This window comes from Nocardiopsis sp. M1B1 (genome assembly GCF_052466615.1).
The window spans coordinates 4,521,719-4,541,354 of the sequence record NZ_CP196194.1 but is presented as its reverse complement, the minus strand read 5'-3'; the positions used below and the strand labels follow the sequence as shown (position 1 = coordinate 4,541,354).

Below are 19,636 nucleotides of genomic sequence, written 5' to 3'. Positions count from 1 at the left end.
CGTGGTGCTACGGGCGCGCACCCAGGTCAAGGAACCGGCTCCGGCGGACCTATGGCCAGATCGCCGGGCTACGCGCGAAAGCCAAGCGCCGTGCCCTGGACTGGCAGCACAAGGTCACGCACGCCCTGGCCGAGGAGTTCGGCGTGGTCGGGATCGAAGACCTCAACATCACTCAGATGACCAAGTCAGCCCGGGGCACGGTGGACGCCCCGGGCGCCAACGTGGCGCAAAACCGCGGGTTGAACCGGGCCATCGCCACTCAGGCGTGGGGACGCACCATCACGTTGTTGGAGTACGAGCTCGCTGACCGGGGCGGACACCTGGTGCGGGTGCCCGCCCCGAACACCTCGCGGCGCTGCTCGCGGTGCCAGGCCGTCACCGAGGGCAGCCGGAAGTCCCAGGACCGGTTCGTGTGCAAGGCACCCGGGTGCGGATACACAGCCAACGCCGACACCAACGCCGCGCGCAACATCGAGCACGCGGTCAGGCAGCAAGCGCCCCAGGACATTGTGGGTGCCAGGACGTGGAGCCCTCGCCGTCAGGCGGGCTGAGAAGCGTAGACCACCAGCGGCGGACGAGTTCCGTCAGTTGGATTCTCCCGCCTCTGAGCGGAAGAGGATGTCAACCCAGCAGCTTCAACGACAGCGACGGCGTGGACGATCTGTCCGGCGTCATCGGCAGACTCGGCTACCTCGGACTGCTGGGAGTGGACGGCCGCTTCGAACCTCTGCTGGAGGACGACCCGGCGGTCTACGCCTACCGGAGGGTCTTGGACGACCGGGTGCTGCTGGTGGTGGCCAACTGGAGCGCGCGGACGGTGCCGCTGGAGCTGGACCCCTCGGCCGCCGGGAGCGACCCGGTCCGCCTCATCGGAAACCACCCCGACGAGGGTGCCTCCGCGCCGCTGCGGCCCTGGGAGGCCCGCGTCCACCTGGGAGGCCACTGAGCGGGGGCGGGCAGCGGGTCCCTCCTCGGGGCGCCGGAACCGGGCCCGGTCGCGGTGCGGGGGAGTGACAGGCGGACCGTCCCCACCGGCGCGGAGACGCTCTAAGCCCCGGTCGGCGCCGCACACGCGCCGCGCCCGGCCGGAGCGGCTCCGACCGGACGCGTGGCCCGTCCGCCCGCGTCGCGCCCGGGTGCCGGACGCCGCGGCGCGGCCCTACTTCTTCGTGGACTCCTCCAGCCGAAGCGCGACGCCGATCGCGAAGAAGGTGGGCGCCCACTCACCGATGAAGATCCCCCACCGGTCGGCGCGGGCCAGCCCGGTACCCTCCTCCTTCTTCAGGGAGGCGGTCCAGCTCAGGAAGCTGAGTCCGATGGAGGCGAGCCCAGCTCCGTAGGCCATCTCGGACGTGACACCCATCTGGGACAGTTTGGCGATCATGGTGCTCCTCGCGTTGGTGGTTGCCTCTAGAGGCACTTCCCGAGGAGATGTCGGACAAGCTCCATGGCAGGTCAAGGCTGCGTCAGGCGGGGGCAGGGTGAGACGGTCGGGGCCGGTGCCCGGAGTTCAGAACTTTTGAAATCCGAACCGAGTGAGGTTAGACTAACCTTGGTTTCGCCGGGATCCTCCCGTTCTGTCCTCCGTGTTTCCCCCTCGGGACGCCCCCATGCGCGGAAACGGCCCGCCCGCACACGGCGCGGCCACTCCCCATGACGAAGAAAGCAGTGTGAGCATGGCCTCCACCCTTCGCCGTGTCAGCGGCATCGCCTTCACCACCCTCCTCGCCGTCGGCCTCACCTCGTGCGGCAGTGCGGAGGAGAGCGCCGGTGAGAGCGGCGGCGACACCGCCGGCGGCCAGTTCCCGGTCAGCATCGACAGCGCCCTGGGCACCGCCGAGATCCCCGAGCAGCCCGAGCGCGTGGTCACCCTCGGCCAGGGCTCCGCCGAGACCGCCATCGCCCTCGGCGTCGTGCCCGTGGGCGTCGAGAGCTACGAGTGGGGCAGCGACGACACCGGCTACCTGCCGTGGATCCACGAGGCGGTCACCGAGGCGGGCGAGGAACTGCCCGTCCAGTTCGCCGGCGCCGACGACATCGACTTCGAGGCGATCATCGAGCTGGAGCCCGACGTCATCCTCGCCCCCTGGTCCGGCGTCACCCAGGAGCAGTACGACATCCTGAGCGACATCGCCCCCACGGTCGCCTACCCCGAGCTGCCCTGGAGCACCGACTGGGACCAGCAGATCGAGATCGTCGGCGAGGCGCTCGGTCAGCCCGAGGAGGCCCAGGGCCTCATCCAGGACATCGAGACGCAGTTCGACGAGGCCGCGGCGGCCAACGAGCAGTTCGCCGACCTGACCTTCTCCTACGTCTACACCGACGGCCCCGGCACCCTCGGCGTGTTCCTGCCCGACGAGCAGCGCGTGGCCATGGTCCGCGGGATGGGCCTGACCGTCGACCCGGTCGTGGAGACCTTCCCCGAGACCGAGGGCACCGACTCGGCCCTCATCGGCCTGGAGAACGCCGACCAGCTCTCCGAGAGCGACCTGCTCTTCACGTTCTACAGCGACCCCGAGACCCGCGCCGAGATCGAGGCCCAGGAGCTGTACGCGGCCATCCCCGCCGTCGAGAGCGGCGCCGTGGTCGCCTCCGAGGACAACTCCTTCGTCACCGCCTCCTCGATCATCAACCCGCTGACCGTCCCCTGGGTCATCGACCGCTACGTGCCCATGATCGAAGAGGCCGCCCAGAACATCGGGAACTAGCCCCTCCATGGTCAGCGCGAAGACAACCGCGGCCGCGCCCCGCACGCGTCCCGCCCGCACCGCGCTCATGCTCGGTGCGGGCGTCGCCGCGCTGGCGGGGGCGGTCCTGCTCAGCCTCGTCATGGGCAGCAGGCCCACACCGGTCGCCGACGTGTGGGCGGCGATCACCGGCGGGGCGGACTCCTTCACCACCACGGTGGTGGAGAGCCGCTACCCGCGCACCGTCCTGGGGGTGGTGGCCGGGGCCGCCCTGGCCCTGGCGGGCACCCTCATGCAGGGCGTCACCCGCAACCCCCTCGCCGACCCCGGCCTGCTGGGCGTCAACGCCGGGGCCGCCGCCGCGGTGGTCACGGCCACCGCGCTGTTCGGCCCCACCTCGGTCACCGTGACGGTCTGGTGGGCGCTGCCCGGGGCCCTGGTCGCGGGGCTGGCCGCCTACACGGTGGGCAGCCGCGGCGGCGACGGCGGCATGGTCCGCCTGGTCCTGGCGGGCGCGGTGGTCTCCGCCGTGCTCACCGCCTACGTCCAGGCGGTGGCCCTGAGCCTGCCCGAGACCTTCGACAGTTACCGCTACTGGGTGGTCGGCTCCCTGGCCGGGCGCGGCTACGACGTCATCGTGTCCGTGCTGCCGGTCATCGGCGTCGGCGTCCTGCTCGCCCTCGTGGTCTGCGGCGGCCTCAACGCCCTGGCCCTGGGGGAGGAGGCCGCGATCGCCACCGGCGCCAACACGGTGTGGACCCGCTCGGCCGGGCTCGTGGCGGGGACCCTGCTCGCCGCCGGGGCCACCGCGGCCGCCGGGCCCATCGCCTTCGTCGGCCTGGCCGTGCCGCACGTGGTGCGCGCCCTGGTCGGCGTCGACTTCCGCGCGCAGGTTCCCTTCGCGCTGCTGGTGGGCCCGACCCTGCTGCTGCTCGCCGACGTCGTCGGCCGTACCATCGTGCGTCCCACCGAACTCATGGTCGGCGTCGTCACCGCGTTCGTCGGTGCGCCCGTCCTGTTGTACGCGGTCCGCAGGATGCGGAGTACCCCATGACCCGAACCATCCGCACGTCCCCGCCCCCGGCGAGCCCGGCCCGGCCGGAGCACGGGCGCGCCCGACCCCTGAAGGCCTCCCCTCCCGTGCTGAGGCTGGGCCCGGTCGCGCTGCCCGTCCACCGGCGCTCGCTGCTGTGGGCGGCCGGACTCCTGCTCCTGATGGTCGCCGCCGCGGCCGCCACGCTCGCCCTCGGTCGGCTCGGCGTGCCCCTGACCCGCCTGCCCACCGTCCTGACCGGCGGGGGCGAGGCCACCGAGACCTTCGTGCTCGAACGGCTGCGCGGTCCCCGCCTGGCGGTGGCCGCCGGCACGGGCGCGGCCCTGGGCCTGGCGGGCGCGCTCTTCCAGTCCGTCACCCGCAACCCCCTGGGCAGCCCCGACGTCATCGGCCTCGGGGCCGGAGCCGGGGCGGGCGCGGCCTTCGCCGCCCTGGTCCTGCCCGGTGTGCTCCCCGTGCCGCTGGGCGCCCTGGCCGGCGCCGCCCTGGCCATGGTCGTCGTGGCCTCGGTGACCGGGACGGGGCTGCGCCACCCCGGCCGCCTGATCGTGGCGGGCATCGGGGTGGCCGCCATGGCGCAGGCCTTCACCCACTTCGTCGTGTCCGTGATGGCCCGCGACCAGGCCAGCGTCCTGTCCGCCTACGTCAACGGCAGCCTGGGCGCCCGCTCCTGGGAGCACGCCACCACCATCTGGGCGGTTCTGCTGCTGGCGCTGCCGTTCGTGGCGGCGCTGGCCGGACCGGTCTCCCTCAACGAGATGGGCGACGAGCTCGCCGACGCCCTCGGCGCGCGGGCCTCCAGCACGCGCACCGCCGCCGTCTGCCTGTCGGTGGTGCTGTCCGCGGCCGCGGTGAGCGTGGCCGGTCCGATCGCGTTCGTGTCGCTGACCGCGCCGCAGATCGCGCGCCGCCTCTCCGCAGTGCCGGGCCCCAACATGGTGCTGTCGGCCCTGGTCGGGGCACTGCTGCTGGTGGCGGCGGACCTGGCCGTCCAGCAGTCCCCGGTCGGGGACGGGCTGCCGGTCGGCGTCTTCACCATGGGGCTCGGCGGCGTCTACCTGGGCTACCTGCTGATCCGTGAATGGCGAAAGGGTGTGCTGTGAGTCTGGTGCTGTCCGCGGAGGGCCTGACCCTGGGGTACGGGGCCGAACCGGTCGTGCGCGACCTCGATCTGGGGGTGGCCGAGGGCGAGTTCACCGTCATCGTCGGCCCCAACGGCTGCGGCAAGTCCACGCTGCTCAAGGCCCTGGGCCGGGTGAACAAGCCGATGTCGGGGCGGGTGCTGCTGCACGGCAGGGACGTGCGCGGCCAGCGCGCCAAGGCGGTCGCGCGCCAGATGGCGCTGCTGCCGCAGAGCCCGACCGCCCCCGAGGGCATCACCGTGCGGGCCCTGGCCGCCCGCGGCCGCTTCCCGCACCACACGCTGGTGCGCCAGTGGAGCCCCCAGGACGAGACGGCGATCGGTCGCGCGCTGGAGCTGACCGGGCTGACCGACCTGGCCGACACCCAGGTGGGCTCGCTCTCGGGCGGCCAGCGCCAGCGCGCCTGGGTGGCGATGGTCCTGGCGCAGGACACCGGCGTCCTGCTGCTGGACGAGCCCACCACCTACCTGGACATCGCCCACCAGTACGACCTGCTGGAGCTGTTCGCCGACCTGCACCGCCGGGGGCGCACGGTGGTCGCGGTCCTGCACGATCTGGCCCAGGCCGCCCGGTTCGCCACCCGTCTGGTGCTGATGGACGCGGGCAGGGTGGTCGCCGACGGCCCCCCGGAGGAGGTCGTGACCGCCCGTCTGGTGGAGGAGGTGTTCGGGCTGCCCTGCGACGTGGTGCCCGACCCGCGCACCCGCACGCCGCTGGTCATCCCGCACGAGAGGGAGTCTCGCGCCGGAAGCGTCGGTTGAGGGTGTCCCGCCCTCCGCGAAGCGGCTCCCGGGCGGTGGCGGGCGACGGGCGGGGCTGAGCCGTCAGTCCCGCCGGGCCTTGTACTCCTCCCAGGAGGAGAGCAGGGTGTCGTGGTAGTCGTCCAGCCAGGTCATGTAGTCGTGCATGTTGCGCAGCCGGGTGCGCGCGGGCGGGCTCAGGCCGGGCAGGCGCTCCAGCGCCGACGCCGCGAGCTCCCTCTGCCGCCGCAGGTAGGAGCGCTCGTTGCGCAGGAACCCGCCCCAGACGTCCTCGTCCATGGCGACCAGCCGCGAGCGGCTCCCGGGGGAGGGGACCAGCTCCACGAAGCCCAGCTCGCGCAGGCGCCGCACCGACTGCGACACCGTCCCCCGGCTGACCCGGGCGCCGTCGGCGATCTCCTCGGCGCTCACCGCCTCGCGGTCGGCCACGAGCAGGTAGCCCACGATGCGGCCCTCGGCGCGGGGGCGGCCCTGCGACTGCCAGTACTCGGAGAAGCGCCCGACGAAGTCGTCGCGGAACTGCGTGTCCTCGTCCGTCTGCGTGCTCTCCGCCATGGGGGCCACGATAGCGCCTGACCCGGGGCGTTCCGGGCCCTGAGCGAGGGCTCCGCCCGCCCCCGCCCGGCACCGGACGGGGGCGGACCCGGCTCAGGTGCGGCGCAGGGACTCCAGCATGCGCGACAGCGCCTCCCACACCTGCTCCAGGTCTTCGGGGTCGTCGCTGTCGGCCAGCCACAGCGCGGCCTCGTTCATCGCCCCCGAGAGCAGGTGGGCCACGGGCGCGACCGGTCGCGGCTCCAGGACACCCGCCCCGACCAGCGCGGAGAGCGCCTCGGCCAGGTGGCGGGCCGAGGCGGCCTCGTCCAGGGCCCGCCAGGTGCTCCAGCCCAGTACGGCGGGTCCGTCCACCAGCATGATCCGCCGCACGTCCGGCGCGGTGCTGGCGGTGAGGAAGGCCCGGCACCCGGCGGTCAGCCGGTCCCACGGGTCGGCGTGCGCGTCCGCCGCCCGCGCCACGGCGTCGCCGACCTCGGACTGCACCTCCTCCAGGACCGCGCGGAACAGGTCCGGCTTGCCCTCGAAGTGGTGGTACAGGGCGCCCTTGGTGACCGCGGAGTCCGCCACGATCCGGGCCAGCCCCACCCCGCCGTACCCGTGCGCGGCGAACAGCCTGCGGGCCTCGCCCAGCAGGACGCGCCTGGTGCGTTCGCGCTGCCGCGCGCGGCTGCCCGGTTCCGCGGCCATGTCCCGACCTCCCCCTTGTTGACATACCGAAGGTATGTCAATAGCGTACCTTCACATACCGAAGGTACGTGAAAGGTGGAGTCCATGCGGCTCAGCAGCTTCTATCCCGTGCTCGGCACGCCCTGTCTGGCCGAGTGCCGCGACTTCTACGTCGGTCTGTTCGGCTTCGAGGAGACCTTCGCCGCCGACTGGTACGTGAGCCTGCGCAGGCCCGGCCCGCCCGAGTACGAGCTGGCCCTGCTCGACCCCGGGCACCCCACCGTCCCCGAGGGCTACCGCAGGCCCGTCCAGGGCCTGCTGCTCAACTTCGAGGTGGAGGACGTGGACGCCGAGTGGGAGCGCCTGGTGGTGCGCGGCGGCCTGCGTCCCGAACTGGAGATCCGCACCGAGGCGTTCGGCCAGCGGCACTTCATCGTGGCCGACCCCGGCGGGGTGCTGGTCGACGTCATCACGCCCGTGGCGCCCTCGGAGGAGTACGGGGACAACTTCGTGGGGGACTGAGGCCGGGCCCGCCCCCGCGCGACCGGTACGGTCGGCGTGACGGGGGAGGGGTGGCAGGGCGGTGGCGATGACGCTGGAACAGGCCTCGCGCCTGGCGGAGGAGGCCCACGCCGGGCAGACCGACCGGGCCGGGCGGCCCTACGCCGAGCACGTGTTCGCGGTGCGCGACCTGCTCGCCGGGCACGGCGAGCGCGCCCAGACGGCCGGGGTGCTGCACGACGTGCTGGAGGACACCCCGCTCACCGCCGACGACCTGCGCGCGCGGGGGTGCCCGGAGGAGGTCGTGCGCGCGGTGGAGTCGGTGACCCGGCGCCCGGGGGAGCCCTACGAGGAGACGGTGCGCCGCGCCGCCGCCGACCCCCTGGGCAGACTGGTCAAGCTCGCCGACAACGCCCACAACTCCGACGAGCGCCGCCTGGCCCTGCTGCCCGACGAACAGGCGCGGCGGCTGCGCGCCAAGTACGCCCGCGCCCGGCGGATCCTGGAGGAGGGCCCGGAGGCGGACGGGCTCCCCGGGGCGGCGCTCCCGCGTGCCACGCTCCTGGTCCTCTACACCGACCGGGTCGAGGAGTGCCGCGCCTTCTACACCGGGCTCGGTCTGCGCTTCGTCCGCGAGCGGCACGGTTCGGGGCCCGAGCACCACGCGGCCGAACTGGCCGACGGCATGGTCGTCGAGATCTACCCGGCCACGGCCGAACGCTCCACGGGCGCGGCGCGCCTGGGGTTCGCCGTGCGCGGAGAGCGCGCCGTCCCACCGCTGGAGCCGGGGCGCCGCGTGCTCACCGACCCCGACGGGCGCAAGGTCGACCTGCGGGTGGTGTGAGCGGCGGCACCCGCGTGCGTGGCGTCGGGTACCAGCCGGTCGGTATGCTGTCCCGGCCGGTATTTCCGGGACTGACGGGGCACGAGGTGGGGCAGCACATGGCGCGAGGACAGCGGACGGCCGAGGCCGACACACCGACCGGGTCGGTGCCCGAGCGCCTGCTGGGGGCGGCGACCCGCCTGTTCGCCTCCAACGGCTACGAGGGCACCTCCGTGCAGGAGGTCGTGGCCGCCGCGGGCGTCACCAAGGGCGCCATGTACCACTACTTCGGCTCCAAGGACGACCTGCTCTACGAGGTCTACGCGCGCGTGCTGCGCATGCAGACCGAGCACCTGGTGCGGATCGCCTCGCGGGAGGAGCCGGTCGCCGACCGCGTGCACGCCGCCGCGGCCGACGTCATCGTCACCAGCGTCGCCAACCTCGACGACACCGTCATCTTCTTCCGCTCCATGCACCAGCTGAGCGAGGACAAGCAGCGCGCCGTGCGCGCCGAGCGCCGCCGCTACCACGAGATCTTCCGGGACATGGTCGCCCAGGGGCAGGACGAGGGGGTCTTTCGCACCGACGTCTCCGCCGACCTGGTGGTGAACTACTTCTTCGGCTCGGTGCACCACCTGAGCACCTGGTACCACCCGGGCGGCGCGCTCGGCGGCGAGGACGTGGGGCGCCACTTCGCCGACCTGCTCGTGGCGGGGCTGCGCCCCGGGGCCTGAACGAGGGGGGCCGACGGCGAGGGGGCCGGACGCGCCGTGTCCGGCCCCCTCGCGCGCTCCCCGCGGCGCGCCGCTAGCGGTACTTGCGCAGCTCCGCGCGGCCCAGCGAGCGCAGGTGCACCTCGTCGGGCCCGTCGGCCAGCCGCAGCGACCGCACCCCCGCCAGCCATCCGGCCAGGGGCAGGTCCTGACTTACCCCGGCCGCGCCGTGCGCCTGGATCGCCTTGTCCAGGATCCACTCCACCGTGCGCGGGGTGGCGATCTTGATCGCCTGGATCTCGGTGTGCGCGCCCCTGTTGCCCACCGTGTCCATCAGGTAGGCCGTCTTGAGCACCAGCAGCCGCAGCTGCTCGATGGCCACGCGCGCCTCGGCGATCCACTCGCGGACCACGCCCTGCTCGGCCAGCGGCCGCCCGAAGGCCACGCGGTCCAGCACCCGGCGGCAGGTGAGCTCCAGGGCCCGCTCGGCCATGCCGATACCGCGCATGCAGTGGTGGATGCGGCCCGGCCCCAACCGGGCCTGGGCGATGGCGAACCCCTCGCCCTCGCCGCCGACCAGGTTCGAGGCGGGCACCCGCACGTCCTCGAACACCACCTCGGCGTGGCCGCCGTGGTCGCTGTCGTCGTAGCCGTACACCGTCATGCCCCGCCTGACCGTCAGCCCGGGGGTGTCGCGCGGCACCAGCACCATGCTCTGCTGCCTGTGCCGCTCGGCGTCGGGGTCGGTCTTGCCCATCACGATGAACACGGCGCACTCGGGGTTGAGGGCCCCGGTGATGTACCACTTGCGCCCGTTGACCACGTACTCGTCGCCGTCGCGGACGATGCTGGTGGTGATGTTGGTGGCGTCGGAGGAGGCCACCGCGGGCTCGGTCATCGCGAACGCCGACCGGATCCGGGCGTCGAGCAGGGGTCGCAGCCAGCGCTCGCGCTGCTCCGGGGTGCCGAACATCGTCAGCACCTCCATGTTCCCGGTGTCGGGCGCGGCGCAGTTGAGCGCGATCGGGGCCAGGCGCGGACTGCGCCCGGTGATCTCCGCCAGCGGCGCGTACCGCAGGTTGGGCAGGCCGCCGTGCTCGGGGTGGCCCGCCAGGAACAGGTTCCACAGCCCGCGCTCGCGCGCCTCGGCCTGGAGTTCGCGCACCACCGGCGCGGTGGACCAGCGGTCCTGACGCGCGGCCAGCTGCTCTTCCAGCACCGCCTCGGCCGGGTAGACGCGTTCGTCCATGAAGGCGAGCAGCCGTTCGCGTAGCTCCTCGGTCTCCCTGTCGTGGGCGAAGTCCATGTTCAGTCCTCCTTCAGCATGGTGTGGGCGCGCTCCACCAGGGGCGCGACCACCTCTCCGACCCCGTCGAAGCCCGCCCCGACGGTCAGCCCCTGACCGTGGCGGAAGTGGATGCCCTCGGCGATCACCGCGAGCTTGAAGCAGCCCAGGGCCACGTACCAGCCCAGCCGGGACACGTCGCGGCCGGTCGCGGCGGCGTACATGCCCACCAGCTCCTCGGGGGAGGGGTAGCCCTCGGCGGAGGTGGCGGGCGCGGCGCCCACGCCCACGGGCTGCGCCTGGTAGACGAGCATCAGGCCCAGGTCCACGAGCGGGTCGCCGAGCGTGGCCATCTCCCAGTCCAGGACCGCGTTGACGCGCCCCGCGGAGGTGACCAGCACGTTGTCCAGGCGGTAGTCGCCGTGCACGATCGCGGGCGCCGACTGCTCGGGCAACGTCGCGGCGAGCCTGTCGCGCAGCTCGTCGATACCGGGGATGTCCCGGCTGCGGGAGGCCTCCAGCTGTTTGCCCCAGCGGCGCACCTGGCGCTCCAGGAACCCCCGCGGGCGGCCGAAGTCGCCCAGCCCGACCTCCTCGGGCTCCACCGCGTGCAGCTCTCCCAGGACGGCGATCAGCGCCTCGGCCACGCCGCGGACGGCCTCGGCTCCCAGCGGTGCGATCTCGTCGCGGGTGCGGAAGGGGGTGCCCGCCACGTGTTCCATGACGTAGAACGGTGCGCCCAGCACCTCGGCGTCCTCGCACAGCACGTGCGTGCGGGGGACGGGCACGGCGGTGTCGCGCAGCGCGCTCATCACCCGGTACTCGCGGGGCATGTCGTGCGCGGTGGCCAGCACGTGGCCCAGCGGCGGACGGCGCACCACCCAGCTGCCGGCGCCGTCGGTGACCACGTAGGTCAGGTTGGACTTGCCGCCCGCGACCACCCGGCCCTCCAGGGGGCCCGAGACCAGGCCGGGCACGGCCGCGTCCAGGTAGGCGCGCAGGCCGGTCAGGTCCAGGCCCGGGAGCGCGTCCGCGTGTTCGCCGCTCACGCCTGCCCCTCGAAGACCCTGGCCTGGAGGCGGCGCATCCCCGCGAGCCAGCGGTCGGTGTCGTCGGCCCGGGCCGCGTAGTGGTCGGCGACCTGGGGGTGCGGAAGGATCAGGAAGCGCCCGTCGGCCAGGCCGACCATCACCGCGTCGGCGACCTCCTCGGGGGTGATCGCCTCCGGGGACAGGATGGCCCTGCCGGTGTCGCCGCTGCTCTCCAGCAGGTTGGTGCGCACGCCCATCGGGCACACGCACTGCACGGTGATCCCGCGGTCGCCGTAGGTGGCCGACATCCACTCGCCGAAGGCCAGCGCGGCGTGCTTGGTCACCGAGTACGGCGCGCTGCCCAGCATCGTGAGCAGGCCCGCGGCCGACACCGTGGTCAGGAAGCGGCCCCGTCCGCGCTCCAGCCAGCCGGGCACCAGCTCGCGGGCGGCGCGCACGTGGGCCATCACGTTGACCTGCCAGGCCAGGTCCCAGTCGGCCTCGGGGGCCTCGGGGCCGCCGCCCACGCCCACGCCCGCGTTGGCCACGTACAGGTCGATGCCGTCCAGGTGCGCCCCGGCCTCGGCCACGAGCGCGGTGACGCCCGCCTCGCTCGCGGCGTCGCCGGGGACGGCCACCCCGCCGATCTCGGCGGCCACGGCCTCGGCCGCGCCCGCGTCCAGGTCGTTGACCACCACGCGCGCCCCGGCTCCGGCGAGCCTGCGCGCGATCGCGGCGCCGATGCCGTTGCCCGCGCCGGTGACCACGGCCCCGGTGTCGGTCAGGTCCATGTCACACACCTCCGGTGAGGGTGAGGCCGCCGTCGAGGACGAGGGTGCGGCCGGTGATCCAGGAGGCGTCGTCGGAGAGCAGGAAGGCCACCGCGCCCGCCACGTCCCCGGGCTCGCCCAGGCGCCCCAGGGGGTACTGGGCGGCGACCTCCTCCTCGCGCCCCTCGTAGAGGGCGGCGGCGAACCGGGTCTTGACCACGGCCGGGGCGACGCCGTTCACGCGGACCCCCGGGCCCAGCTCGACGGCCAGCTCCTCGGTGACGTGGATGAGCGTCGCCTTGGTGGCGCCGTAGAAGCCGATGCCGGGGGCGGGCTTGGTCCCGGCCACGGAGGAGACGTTGACGACGGCGCCGCCGTGCTCGGCCATCCAGGCGTGGTAGGCCTTCTGCGTCCACGAGATCGCGGACAGCACGTTGACCTCGAAGATCTTGCGGGCCGCGTCCAGGTTCAGGTCGATCATCCGCCCGTAGACCGGGTTGATGCCGGTGTTGTTGACGAACATGTCGATACTGCCGAAGGCCTCCAGGGTGGCGGCCACGGCCGCGTCCTGGTGCTCGGGGTCGTCGGCCCGGCCGGGAACCCCGATGGCGTGCTCGGGTCCGCCCAGGGCCTTGACGGCCTCCTCCAAGGGCTCGGGCCTGCGCGCCGTGACGCACACGCGCGCGCCCTCGTCGACGAGCCGCTGGGCGACGGCCAGGCCGATGCCCCGGCTCGCGCCGGTGACGATGGCGGTCCGCCCGCCGAACCGGGATGTCATTCCGCTCTCCTTAGACCGACTGGTCGGTATGCCATGGCGACTCTATGTCGGGGGAGGTGCGTGCCGCAAGGGGCGAAAGGTGCGCCGAAGCGGGACAATGGCGGCGCGGGCCGACGACGTCCCCCCGCGGACCGGAGAGTGAGGGCTTCCATGACGACCGACGTGGTCGACGTACAGGACCGGAAACGCTATGAGATCAGGGTCGACGGGGAGGTGGCCGGGTTCGCCGAGTACATCCTCACCGGCGACATGGTGACCTTCACCCACACCGAGATCGACCCCGCCCACGAGGGGCGGGGCCTGGGCGGAACCCTGGTCAGAGGGGCCCTGGACGACGTACGTCCGCGGGGCCTGGCGGTGCTGCCCCTGTGCCCCTTCGTCAAGGGGTGGATCCAGCGCCACCCCGACTACGCCGACCTGGTCTACCGCAGCGCCGCCGAGTAGGGCCGCCCGCGCGGAGGGCTCCCCCCGGGCTCCTCGCGGCGGAGCGGTGCACGTCCGGCGCGGCGTACCGGCGCGGACGCGGTGAGCGACGCGCCGGTACGCCTCCGGGTCATCGAAATCCGACACGTCGGACATTTGGTGATCTACGTGGTAAAGGTGGTGCTTTCTTAGGCGGTGGTGTCGAGGGTGAGTTTGCCGACGGTTCCCCGGGAGCGCAGCGCCTCGTGCGCCCGCGCGGCCTCGCCCAGGGGGTAGGAGCCGCCCAGGACGGGCCGCAGGTGCCCCTCGGCCACCAGCGTGAACAGCTCGGCCATCGCCCGGCTCATCACGTCGCCCGGCAGCGTCCACACGTGCGGCAGCCACATGCCGCTCACACTGGTGGAGAAGCGCATGAGGTTGGCGGGCTGCACCGGGCTGGGCAGCTCGCGCGAGGCCATTCCGTAGAAGGCCAGACGTCCGAACGGGGCCAGCGCCCGCACGCTCTGGTCGGTGACCCGGCCGCCCACCATGTCCAGGACGGCGTCCACGCGTCGGCCGCCGTTGGCCTCGATCAGCGCCTCGGTCATGTCGGGGGCCGCCGAGTCCACGACGGCGTCTGCGCCCAGCTCCGCGGCCAGCGCGCGCTTGTCCTCGCTGCTGGCCACGGCGACGACCCGCCCGGCGCCGAACCGCTTGGCCAGCTGGACGGCGAGCGTGCCCACGCCGCCCGCCGCCGCGTGCACCACGACCGTCTCGCCCGGGTCCATCCGCACGGACCTGCGCAGCAGCACCCAGGCGGTGGCGCCCTGCACGATCAGGGCGAGCGCGTCCTCGTCCGAGACGCCGTCGGGGATGTCGAAGGCCGTGGCGGTGTCGGCGGTGGCCCTCTCGGCGTAGCCGCCGCTGTTGACCAGGGCGACCACGCGGCGGCCGTCGGCGGTGCGTCCGGCGATCTCCATCCCCGGGACCAGCGGAAGCGCGGCGGGGGCCAGGTAGCTGTTCTCGGCCTGGTGGGTGTCGGCGAAGTTGACCCCGGCGCGGGTGACGTCGACGAGGACCTCGCCGGGGCCCGCCTGGGGATCGGGCAGTTCGGTGAGGTGCAGGACCTCGGGACCGCCGAACTCGGTGATCTGGATGGCGCGCATGGGCGACCTCTCCTTCGTCTGTTCATACCGACCAGGTGGTATGTTACCGGTCGGTCGGTTCGGGCGCCCGCCGCGTCCCGGCTGATCGGACGGGTGTCGCGGGCGGGTGCGTGGCCGCGGGGCCGTTCCCGGGGTCTTGCGCCGGTCTGCCTAACGTTGTTAGGTGTGGGGTGTCGCGCACCGATGGGGAGGACGCACGTGGACGCCGAGCACACAGTGACGACAGCGGCCGGGCGGGTCCGGGGCACCGCCTCGCCGCGCTCCGAGAGCGGCGGGGTCGCCGTCTACCGGGGCGTGCCCTACGCCGCCGCCCCCTTCGGGGAGTACCGCTTCGCCGCCCCCGCGCCCGCCGCCCCCTGGGACGGCGTCCGCGACTGCACCTCCTTCGGTCCCCCGCCCCCGCAGGGGAACCAGCTCCTGGGCGCGGCGCCCTGGACCCCGCACACGTCCCTGGACTGCCTGTCGCTCAACGTGTGGACCGCCGCCCGCGAGGGCGACCGCGCCCCCGTGCTGGTGTGGATCCACGGGGGCGCCTACATCGTCGGAGCGGCCTCCGAGGTCACCTACGACGGCACCCGGCTCGCCGAGAGCGGCTTGGTCGTGGTGGGGATCAACTACCGGCTGGGCTTCGAGGGCTTCGGCCACGTGCCCGGCCGCCCCGACAACCGCGGCCTGCTCGACCAGGCCGCCGCCCTGCGGTGGGTGCGGGAGAACGTCTCCGCCTTCGGGGGAGACCCCGACAACGTGACGGTGGCTGGGGAGTCCGCCGGGGCCGGTTCGGTCGCGTGCCTGATGGCCTCGCCGTCCGCCCGGGGGCTCTTCCGGCGCGCGATCGCGCACAGCGTTCCGGGGGACATGCTCACCGCGGACACGGCGCGGGCGGTCTCCGGGCGGATCGCCGCCGCCGCGGGCGTGCCGCTGGAGGCCGGGGCCCTGGCCGCGCTGGCGCCGGAGAAGCTGCTGGAGGCGACCGACGCGGTGCTCGGCTCCGCCCCCGCCGGGGGCTCGGGAGGAGTGCGCACCAAGCCCCTCACCTGCTTCGCGCCCGTGGTCGGCGGTCCCGAACTGCCCGAAGCCCCGCTGGAGGCGGTCGCGCGCGGCGCCGCCTCGGGGGTGGACCTGCTGGTCGGCCACAACGCCCACGAGTACCGGCTGTTCACCGAGCTGGGGCAGAGCGTGGAGATCGACGGTGAGTCCTCGCTGGCGGTGACCGCCTCCCGCCTGGGGCTGGGGGAGGGCGCGGTGGCCGCCTACCGGTCGGTGCACCCCGGGGCCACGCTGCGCGAGCTGTTCGCCGCGATCCAGGGCGACGCGCTGTTCTGCGAGTACACGGTGCGCTTCGCCGAGGCGCACGCCGCGGCCGGGGGCCGGGCCCACTTCTTCCGGCTGGCCGCGGAGAGCCCCGCCATGGAGGGGCGCCTGGGTGCCTGCCACGCCTTCGACCTGCCGTTCGCGTTCGGCAACCTGGACACCGACTTCGGGCGGTTCCTGCTCGACGGCGAGCCCGGTGAGGCCCACCGGGCGCTGTCGGGGCGGATGGTCGCGGCCTGGCGCGACTTCGCCGCCACGGGGGACCCGGGCTGGCCCGCGGTGACGGCCGAGGCCACCGCGGTCAAGGTGTGGGACGCCGAAGACCTGCTGCACGCCAGCGACGTCTCGCCGGTGCGCGAGCTGTGGGCCGGGGTGGCCCTCGCCCCCCGGTAGGCGGGCTCCCCGCGCGGCGGCCGGGGCGCCGTCCCGCTTCGACCCGCGGCCGGTAAAGGTTCGGAAAACGCCTCGCGGTCCGGTCGGGACGGGTGGGGGAGAGGGGCATCCTCACAGGTAGGAGTGGGTGGCGCCGGTGGCCGGGGCGCATCGGGTCTTCGGTGCGGGGGTGTGGCCGCCGGCTGGCACCACCCCGCCGGAGGTGCCCGATGACCACGAACGTCTTCGTCCTGGGGCTCGACGACCAGAACCGGGAGGTTCTGCTCTCGCTGCCCGCCGAACGCGGCTACCGCTTCCTCCAACTGCTCGACCTCGACGAGATCGGCCAGGACCGGCCGGTGGACCTGCCCGCGGTCCTGGCCCTGGCGGCCGGGAGGCTCGACTCCTTCGGGGAGGGGGTCGACGCGGTCATCGGGTTCTGGGACTTCCCGGTCAGCTCGCTGGTGCCGCTGCTGTGCCGGGACCGGGGGCTGTCGTGCGCGCCCCTGGAAGCCGTCGTCCGGTGCGAGCACAAGTACTGGAGCCGTCTGGAGCAGCGCGCGGTCATCCCCGAGGCCGTTCCCCGGTTCGCCGAGGTCGGCCTCGACGCCACGGCCAAACCGGAGGGGCTGTCGTACCCGCTGTGGGTCAAGCCGGTGAAGTCGTGCTCCTCCGAACTGGCCTTCCGCGCCGCCGACGACGACGAGTTCCGCGCGGCGATGGACCGGATCAGGGCGGGCGCCGGGCGCTTCGGCACGTCCTTCCAGTGGGTGATGGACCTGCTGCGGCTGCCCCCGGAGGTGGCCGGGTGCGGGGGCACGGCCGCGCTGGCCGAGGAGGAGGCCACGGGCGACCAGCTCACCGTCGAGGGCTACGTCCGCCGGGGGGTTCCCCACGTCTACGGGATCGTCGACTCCCACCGCTATCCGGGCACGTCCAGTTTCCTGCGCTACGAGTACCCGTCCACGGTGTCCGAAGAGGTCGGCGCACGCCTGACCGAGCTGTCCGAACGGGTGATCTCCCGGATCGGCCTGGACGACGTCACCTTCAACATCGAGTACTTCCACGACCCGCGCAGCGGCGACGTCCGGCTCCTGGAGATCAACCCGCGCCACTCCCAGTCGCACGCCCGGCTGTTTCGAGCTGGTGCGCGGGGTGTCCAACCACGAGATCTGCCTGAGGGTCGCGTTGGGGGAGGAGCCCGAGCTGGAGCGCGACGGGCGGTACGCGGTGGCCGCCAAGTGGTTCCTGCGCCGCTTCCGCGACGGCTTCGTCGCGGCGGTGCCCACCGCCGAGGACGTCGCGCGTGCGGAGAAGACGGCGCCGGGTACGAAGGTGGAGATCGTCGCGCGCCAGGGCCAGTTGCTCTCCGACCTGCCCCTCCAGGACAGCTACAGCTTCGAGCTGGCCCAGGTGTTCGTGGGCGGCGGGGACAGTGCGGAGTGCGAGCGCAGGTACCGGGCCTGCGTGGCGGAGCTGCCCTTCACGATCCATGACACCGACCGTGTTCGACAGGAGGGGGTCCGCGGATGAGGACCGTCAGTGACCTGCCCCACGAGGTCCGCGAGGACGAGTACGTCCTGATCCCGATCAGCGACGGGGTCCGGCTCGCCGCGCGGATCTGGCGTCCGGTGGGGAGCGAGGAGGCCCCGGTGCCGGCGGTCCTGGAGTTCATCCCGTACCGCAGGCGCGACCTGACCGCCCAGCGCGACTCGGTGCACCACCCCTACATGGCCGGGCACGGGTACGCGTGCGCCCGCGTGGACCTGCGCGGCAGCGGCGACTCCGAGGGGGTGCTCACCGACGAGTACCTGGAACGCGAGCTCCTGGACGCGGAGGAGGTGCTGGCCTGGCTGGCCGGGCAGCCCTGGTGCGACGGCCGCACCGGGATGATGGGCATCTCCTGGGGCGGGTTCAACGCCCTCCAGGTCGCCGCGAGGCGGCCGGAGAGCCTGCGGGCGATCGTGACGGCCTGCTCCACCGACGACCGCTACTCCGACGACGTGCACTACATGGGCGGGTGCCTGTTGGGGGACAACCTGTCGTGGGCCTCCACGATGTTCGCCTACAACTCCTGTCCGCCCGATCCGGAGCTGGTCGGTGAGCGCTGGCGCGACATGTGGCACGAGCGGCTGGAGCACAGCGGCCTGTGGCTCGACACCTGGCTGCGCCACCAGCACCGGGACGCGTACTGGAGGCACGGTTCGGTGGCCGAGGACCTGGACGCGATCCAGGTGCCCGTCATGGCCGTCAGCGGGTGGGCCGACGGTTACTCCAACTCGGTCTTCCGGCTGTTGGAGGGGTTGAGCGTCCCCCGTCTGGGGCTGCTGGGCCCCTGGTCGCACAAGTACCCGCACCTGGGCCAGCCCGGCCCCGCCATCGGTTTCCTCCAGGAGGTGGTGCGCTGGTGGGACCGCTGGCTCAAGGGCGTGGACAACGACGTGATGGACGCGCCCGTCCTGCGGGCCTGGATGCAGGAGAGCGTGGCGCCCTCCACCGCCTACGAGGCCCGGCCGGGGCGCTGGGTCGGTGAGCGGGAGTGGCCCTCTCCGGACGTCGTGCTGGTGCCGCGCGACCTGGGCGCGGGCCGGGTGCTCGCGGAGGGGGAGCCCTCGGGCCGGGAGGACGTGCTGACCCTGTCCTCCCCGCTGTCCACCGGACAGCACGCGGGCAAGTGGTGTTCGTACAACGCCCCTCCGGACCTGCCCTACGACCAGCGCGAGGACGACGGCGGGTCCATCGTCTTCGACAGCGTGCCGCTTCCGCAGCGGTTGGAGATCCTGGGCTCGGCGGTGGTCGAACTCGAACTGGCGGTGGACCGGCCCGACGCGATGGTCGCGGTCCGGTTGTGCGACGTCACGCCCAAGGGGCAGGCCACGCGGGTGACCTACGGGCTGCTCAACCTCACCCACGCCGACGGCCACGAGAGGCCGCGCAAGCTCGTGCCGGGGCGCCGGTACCGCGTGTCGGTCCCCCTCAACGGTGTGGCCCAGGCCTTCCCGGCCGGGCACCGGGTGCGGGTCTCGGTCTCCACCTCCTACTGGCCGCTCGTGTGGCCCTCGCCCGAACCGGTGACCCTCTCGGTGTTCCAGGGGGAGCACACCCGTGTGCTGCTGCCGGTGCGTCCGGTCGGGGGCGGTGGTGACGGGCGGTGCGTGGCCGCCTTCGGCGAGCCCGAGGGCACCGCCCCGATCGCGACGAGCCGGATCGCTCCGGGTGAGGAGCGGTGGGACCTGACCCAGGACCTCGTGCGCTACGGGGCCGCGCTGGAGGTGGTCAAGGACCTGGGGACGGTGTGCTTCGACGACATCGGCCTGGAGGTGACCCGTCGCGCGGAGGAGCGCTACAGCAGGGTCGGCGACGACCACGACTCGGTCCGTGGCGAGGCGGTGTGGACGATGGGCTTCGCCCGCGGCGACTGGTCCGTGCGGACCAGGACCCACACGGTGCTCACGTCCACGGCGACCGACTTCCACCTGCACGCGACGCTGGACGCCTACGAGGGCACGCGGCGCGTGGCCACCAAGATCTACACCTCGGTGATCCCGCGGGACCACGTCTGACCCGGGTGCGGGGAGGGCGGTCACCCCCTCCCCGCACCCGGCGTTGACAGGGG

The 19,636-nt window shown here is 73.5% G+C and carries 20 protein-coding genes and 1 pseudogene; 13 read left to right on the top strand and 8 right to left on the bottom strand.

What is annotated here, in order from left to right:
* The first annotated feature begins 59 nt into the window (after positions 1–59).
* Positions 60–551: an RNA-guided endonuclease InsQ/TnpB family protein gene (locus ACSTA4_RS19700; protein ID WP_444964217.1), complete on the top strand. Its 492-nt coding sequence runs from the start codon at positions 60–62 to the stop codon at positions 549–551.
* A 101-nt stretch (positions 552–652) separates the two neighbouring features.
* Positions 653–946 (top strand): alpha-glucosidase C-terminal domain-containing protein, encoded by a 294-nt coding sequence (locus ACSTA4_RS19695; RefSeq protein WP_444960550.1) that lies wholly within the window; start codon positions 653–655, stop codon positions 944–946.
* 213 nt (positions 947–1,159) lie between these two features.
* Here the strand turns inward: ACSTA4_RS19695 and ACSTA4_RS19690 are convergent, their stop codons facing one another.
* The gene (locus ACSTA4_RS19690; RefSeq protein WP_444960549.1) at positions 1,160–1,384 is read right to left on the bottom strand and encodes a hypothetical protein; all 225 of its coding nucleotides are present in this window, start codon (positions 1,382–1,384) and stop codon (positions 1,160–1,162) included.
* Positions 1,385–1,676: 292 nt separating this feature from the next.
* On the opposite strand from ACSTA4_RS19690, the gene ACSTA4_RS19685 reads away from it, so the two are divergent.
* The 4 genes from ACSTA4_RS19685 to ACSTA4_RS19670 are packed head-to-tail and all read left to right on the top strand — an operon-like array spanning position 1,677 to position 5,644.
* Entirely contained in the window at positions 1,677–2,708 is a 1,032-nt protein-coding gene (locus ACSTA4_RS19685) for an iron-siderophore ABC transporter substrate-binding protein (protein ID WP_444960548.1), read from the top strand.
* 7 nt (positions 2,709–2,715) lie between these two features.
* The gene (locus ACSTA4_RS19680; protein WP_444960547.1) at positions 2,716–3,741 is read left to right on the top strand and encodes a FecCD family ABC transporter permease; all 1,026 of its coding nucleotides are present in this window, start codon (positions 2,716–2,718) and stop codon (positions 3,739–3,741) included.
* Complete coding sequence (locus ACSTA4_RS19675; protein ID WP_444960546.1) at positions 3,738–4,844, top strand: FecCD family ABC transporter permease; 1,107 nt, start codon at positions 3,738–3,740, stop codon at positions 4,842–4,844. The genes ACSTA4_RS19680 and ACSTA4_RS19675 overlap by 4 nt, the downstream gene beginning before the upstream one ends.
* Complete coding sequence (locus ACSTA4_RS19670) at positions 4,841–5,644, top strand: ABC transporter ATP-binding protein (protein WP_444960545.1); 804 nt, start codon at positions 4,841–4,843, stop codon at positions 5,642–5,644. The genes ACSTA4_RS19675 and ACSTA4_RS19670 overlap by 4 nt, the downstream gene beginning before the upstream one ends.
* Positions 5,645–5,707: 63 nt before the next feature.
* Here ACSTA4_RS19670 and ACSTA4_RS19665 read toward each other — a convergent pair whose 3' ends face one another.
* A complete protein-coding gene (locus ACSTA4_RS19665; protein ID WP_444960544.1) occupies positions 5,708–6,199 on the bottom strand; it encodes a GbsR/MarR family transcriptional regulator in 492 nt (163 codons plus the stop codon).
* Between the two features lie 93 nt (positions 6,200–6,292).
* A complete protein-coding gene (locus tag ACSTA4_RS19660; RefSeq protein ID WP_212643670.1) occupies positions 6,293–6,889 on the bottom strand; it encodes a TetR/AcrR family transcriptional regulator in 597 nt (198 codons plus the stop codon).
* 84 nt (positions 6,890–6,973) lie between these two features.
* Here ACSTA4_RS19660 and ACSTA4_RS19655 point away from each other — a divergent pair, with 84 nt between their 5' ends.
* From ACSTA4_RS19655 to ACSTA4_RS19645, 3 genes are all read left to right on the top strand, one after another.
* Positions 6,974–7,390: a VOC family protein gene (locus ACSTA4_RS19655; protein WP_444960543.1), complete on the top strand. Its 417-nt coding sequence runs from the start codon at positions 6,974–6,976 to the stop codon at positions 7,388–7,390.
* A 67-nt stretch (positions 7,391–7,457) separates the two neighbouring features.
* Positions 7,458–8,213, top strand: a complete 756-nt coding sequence (locus ACSTA4_RS19650; protein WP_444960542.1) for an HD domain-containing protein — start codon at positions 7,458–7,460, stop codon at positions 8,211–8,213.
* A 98-nt stretch (positions 8,214–8,311) separates the two neighbouring features.
* Positions 8,312–8,926 carry a TetR/AcrR family transcriptional regulator gene (locus ACSTA4_RS19645; protein WP_444960541.1) on the top strand — a complete coding sequence of 205 codons (615 nt, stop codon included), beginning with the start codon at positions 8,312–8,314 and terminating at the stop codon, positions 8,924–8,926.
* Positions 8,927–8,999: 73 nt separating this feature from the next.
* Here ACSTA4_RS19645 and ACSTA4_RS19640 read toward each other — a convergent pair whose 3' ends face one another.
* From ACSTA4_RS19640 to ACSTA4_RS19625, 4 genes are read right to left on the bottom strand one after another with little or no spacing between them, the layout of a single operon-like run.
* Positions 9,000–10,211: an acyl-CoA dehydrogenase family protein gene (locus ACSTA4_RS19640; protein WP_444960540.1), complete on the bottom strand. Its 1,212-nt coding sequence runs from the start codon at positions 10,209–10,211 to the stop codon at positions 9,000–9,002.
* A gap of 2 nt (positions 10,212–10,213) precedes the next feature.
* Positions 10,214–11,239: a phosphotransferase family protein gene (locus tag ACSTA4_RS19635; protein WP_444960539.1), complete on the bottom strand. Its 1,026-nt coding sequence runs from the start codon at positions 11,237–11,239 to the stop codon at positions 10,214–10,216.
* On the bottom strand, positions 11,236–12,012 hold the full coding sequence (locus tag ACSTA4_RS19630) for an SDR family oxidoreductase (RefSeq protein ID WP_444960538.1): 777 nt from the start codon (positions 12,010–12,012) through the stop codon (positions 11,236–11,238). The genes ACSTA4_RS19635 and ACSTA4_RS19630 overlap by 4 nt, the downstream gene beginning before the upstream one ends.
* Before the next feature lies 1 nt (position 12,013).
* The gene (locus ACSTA4_RS19625; protein WP_444960537.1) at positions 12,014–12,769 is read right to left on the bottom strand and encodes an SDR family oxidoreductase; all 756 of its coding nucleotides are present in this window, start codon (positions 12,767–12,769) and stop codon (positions 12,014–12,016) included.
* 150 nt (positions 12,770–12,919) lie between these two features.
* Here ACSTA4_RS19625 and ACSTA4_RS19620 point away from each other — a divergent pair, with 150 nt between their 5' ends.
* Positions 12,920–13,213: a GNAT family N-acetyltransferase gene (locus ACSTA4_RS19620; protein WP_444960536.1), complete on the top strand. Its 294-nt coding sequence runs from the start codon at positions 12,920–12,922 to the stop codon at positions 13,211–13,213.
* Positions 13,214–13,380: 167 nt separating this feature from the next.
* On the opposite strand, the gene ACSTA4_RS19615 is transcribed toward ACSTA4_RS19620, so the two are convergent.
* The gene (locus ACSTA4_RS19615) at positions 13,381–14,337 is read right to left on the bottom strand and encodes a quinone oxidoreductase family protein (RefSeq protein ID WP_444960535.1); all 957 of its coding nucleotides are present in this window, start codon (positions 14,335–14,337) and stop codon (positions 13,381–13,383) included.
* 198 nt (positions 14,338–14,535) lie between these two features.
* On the opposite strand from ACSTA4_RS19615, the gene ACSTA4_RS19610 reads away from it, so the two are divergent.
* The 3 genes and pseudogenes from ACSTA4_RS19610 to ACSTA4_RS19600 all read left to right on the top strand — a co-directional run bounded on the left by ACSTA4_RS19610 (position 14,536) and on the right by ACSTA4_RS19600 (position 19,583).
* Positions 14,536–16,041, top strand: coding sequence for a carboxylesterase/lipase family protein (locus ACSTA4_RS19610; RefSeq protein WP_444960534.1), 1,506 nt, complete (start codon positions 14,536–14,538; stop codon positions 16,039–16,041).
* Between the two features lie 209 nt (positions 16,042–16,250).
* Positions 16,251–17,553 (top strand): annotated as a pseudogene (locus tag ACSTA4_RS19605) (ATP-grasp domain-containing protein).
* Complete coding sequence (locus ACSTA4_RS19600) at positions 17,550–19,583, top strand: CocE/NonD family hydrolase (protein ID WP_444960533.1); 2,034 nt, start codon at positions 17,550–17,552, stop codon at positions 19,581–19,583. Before ACSTA4_RS19605 ends, ACSTA4_RS19600 begins: the two are co-directional and overlap by 4 nt.
* Positions 19,584–19,636 lie beyond the last annotated feature (53 nt).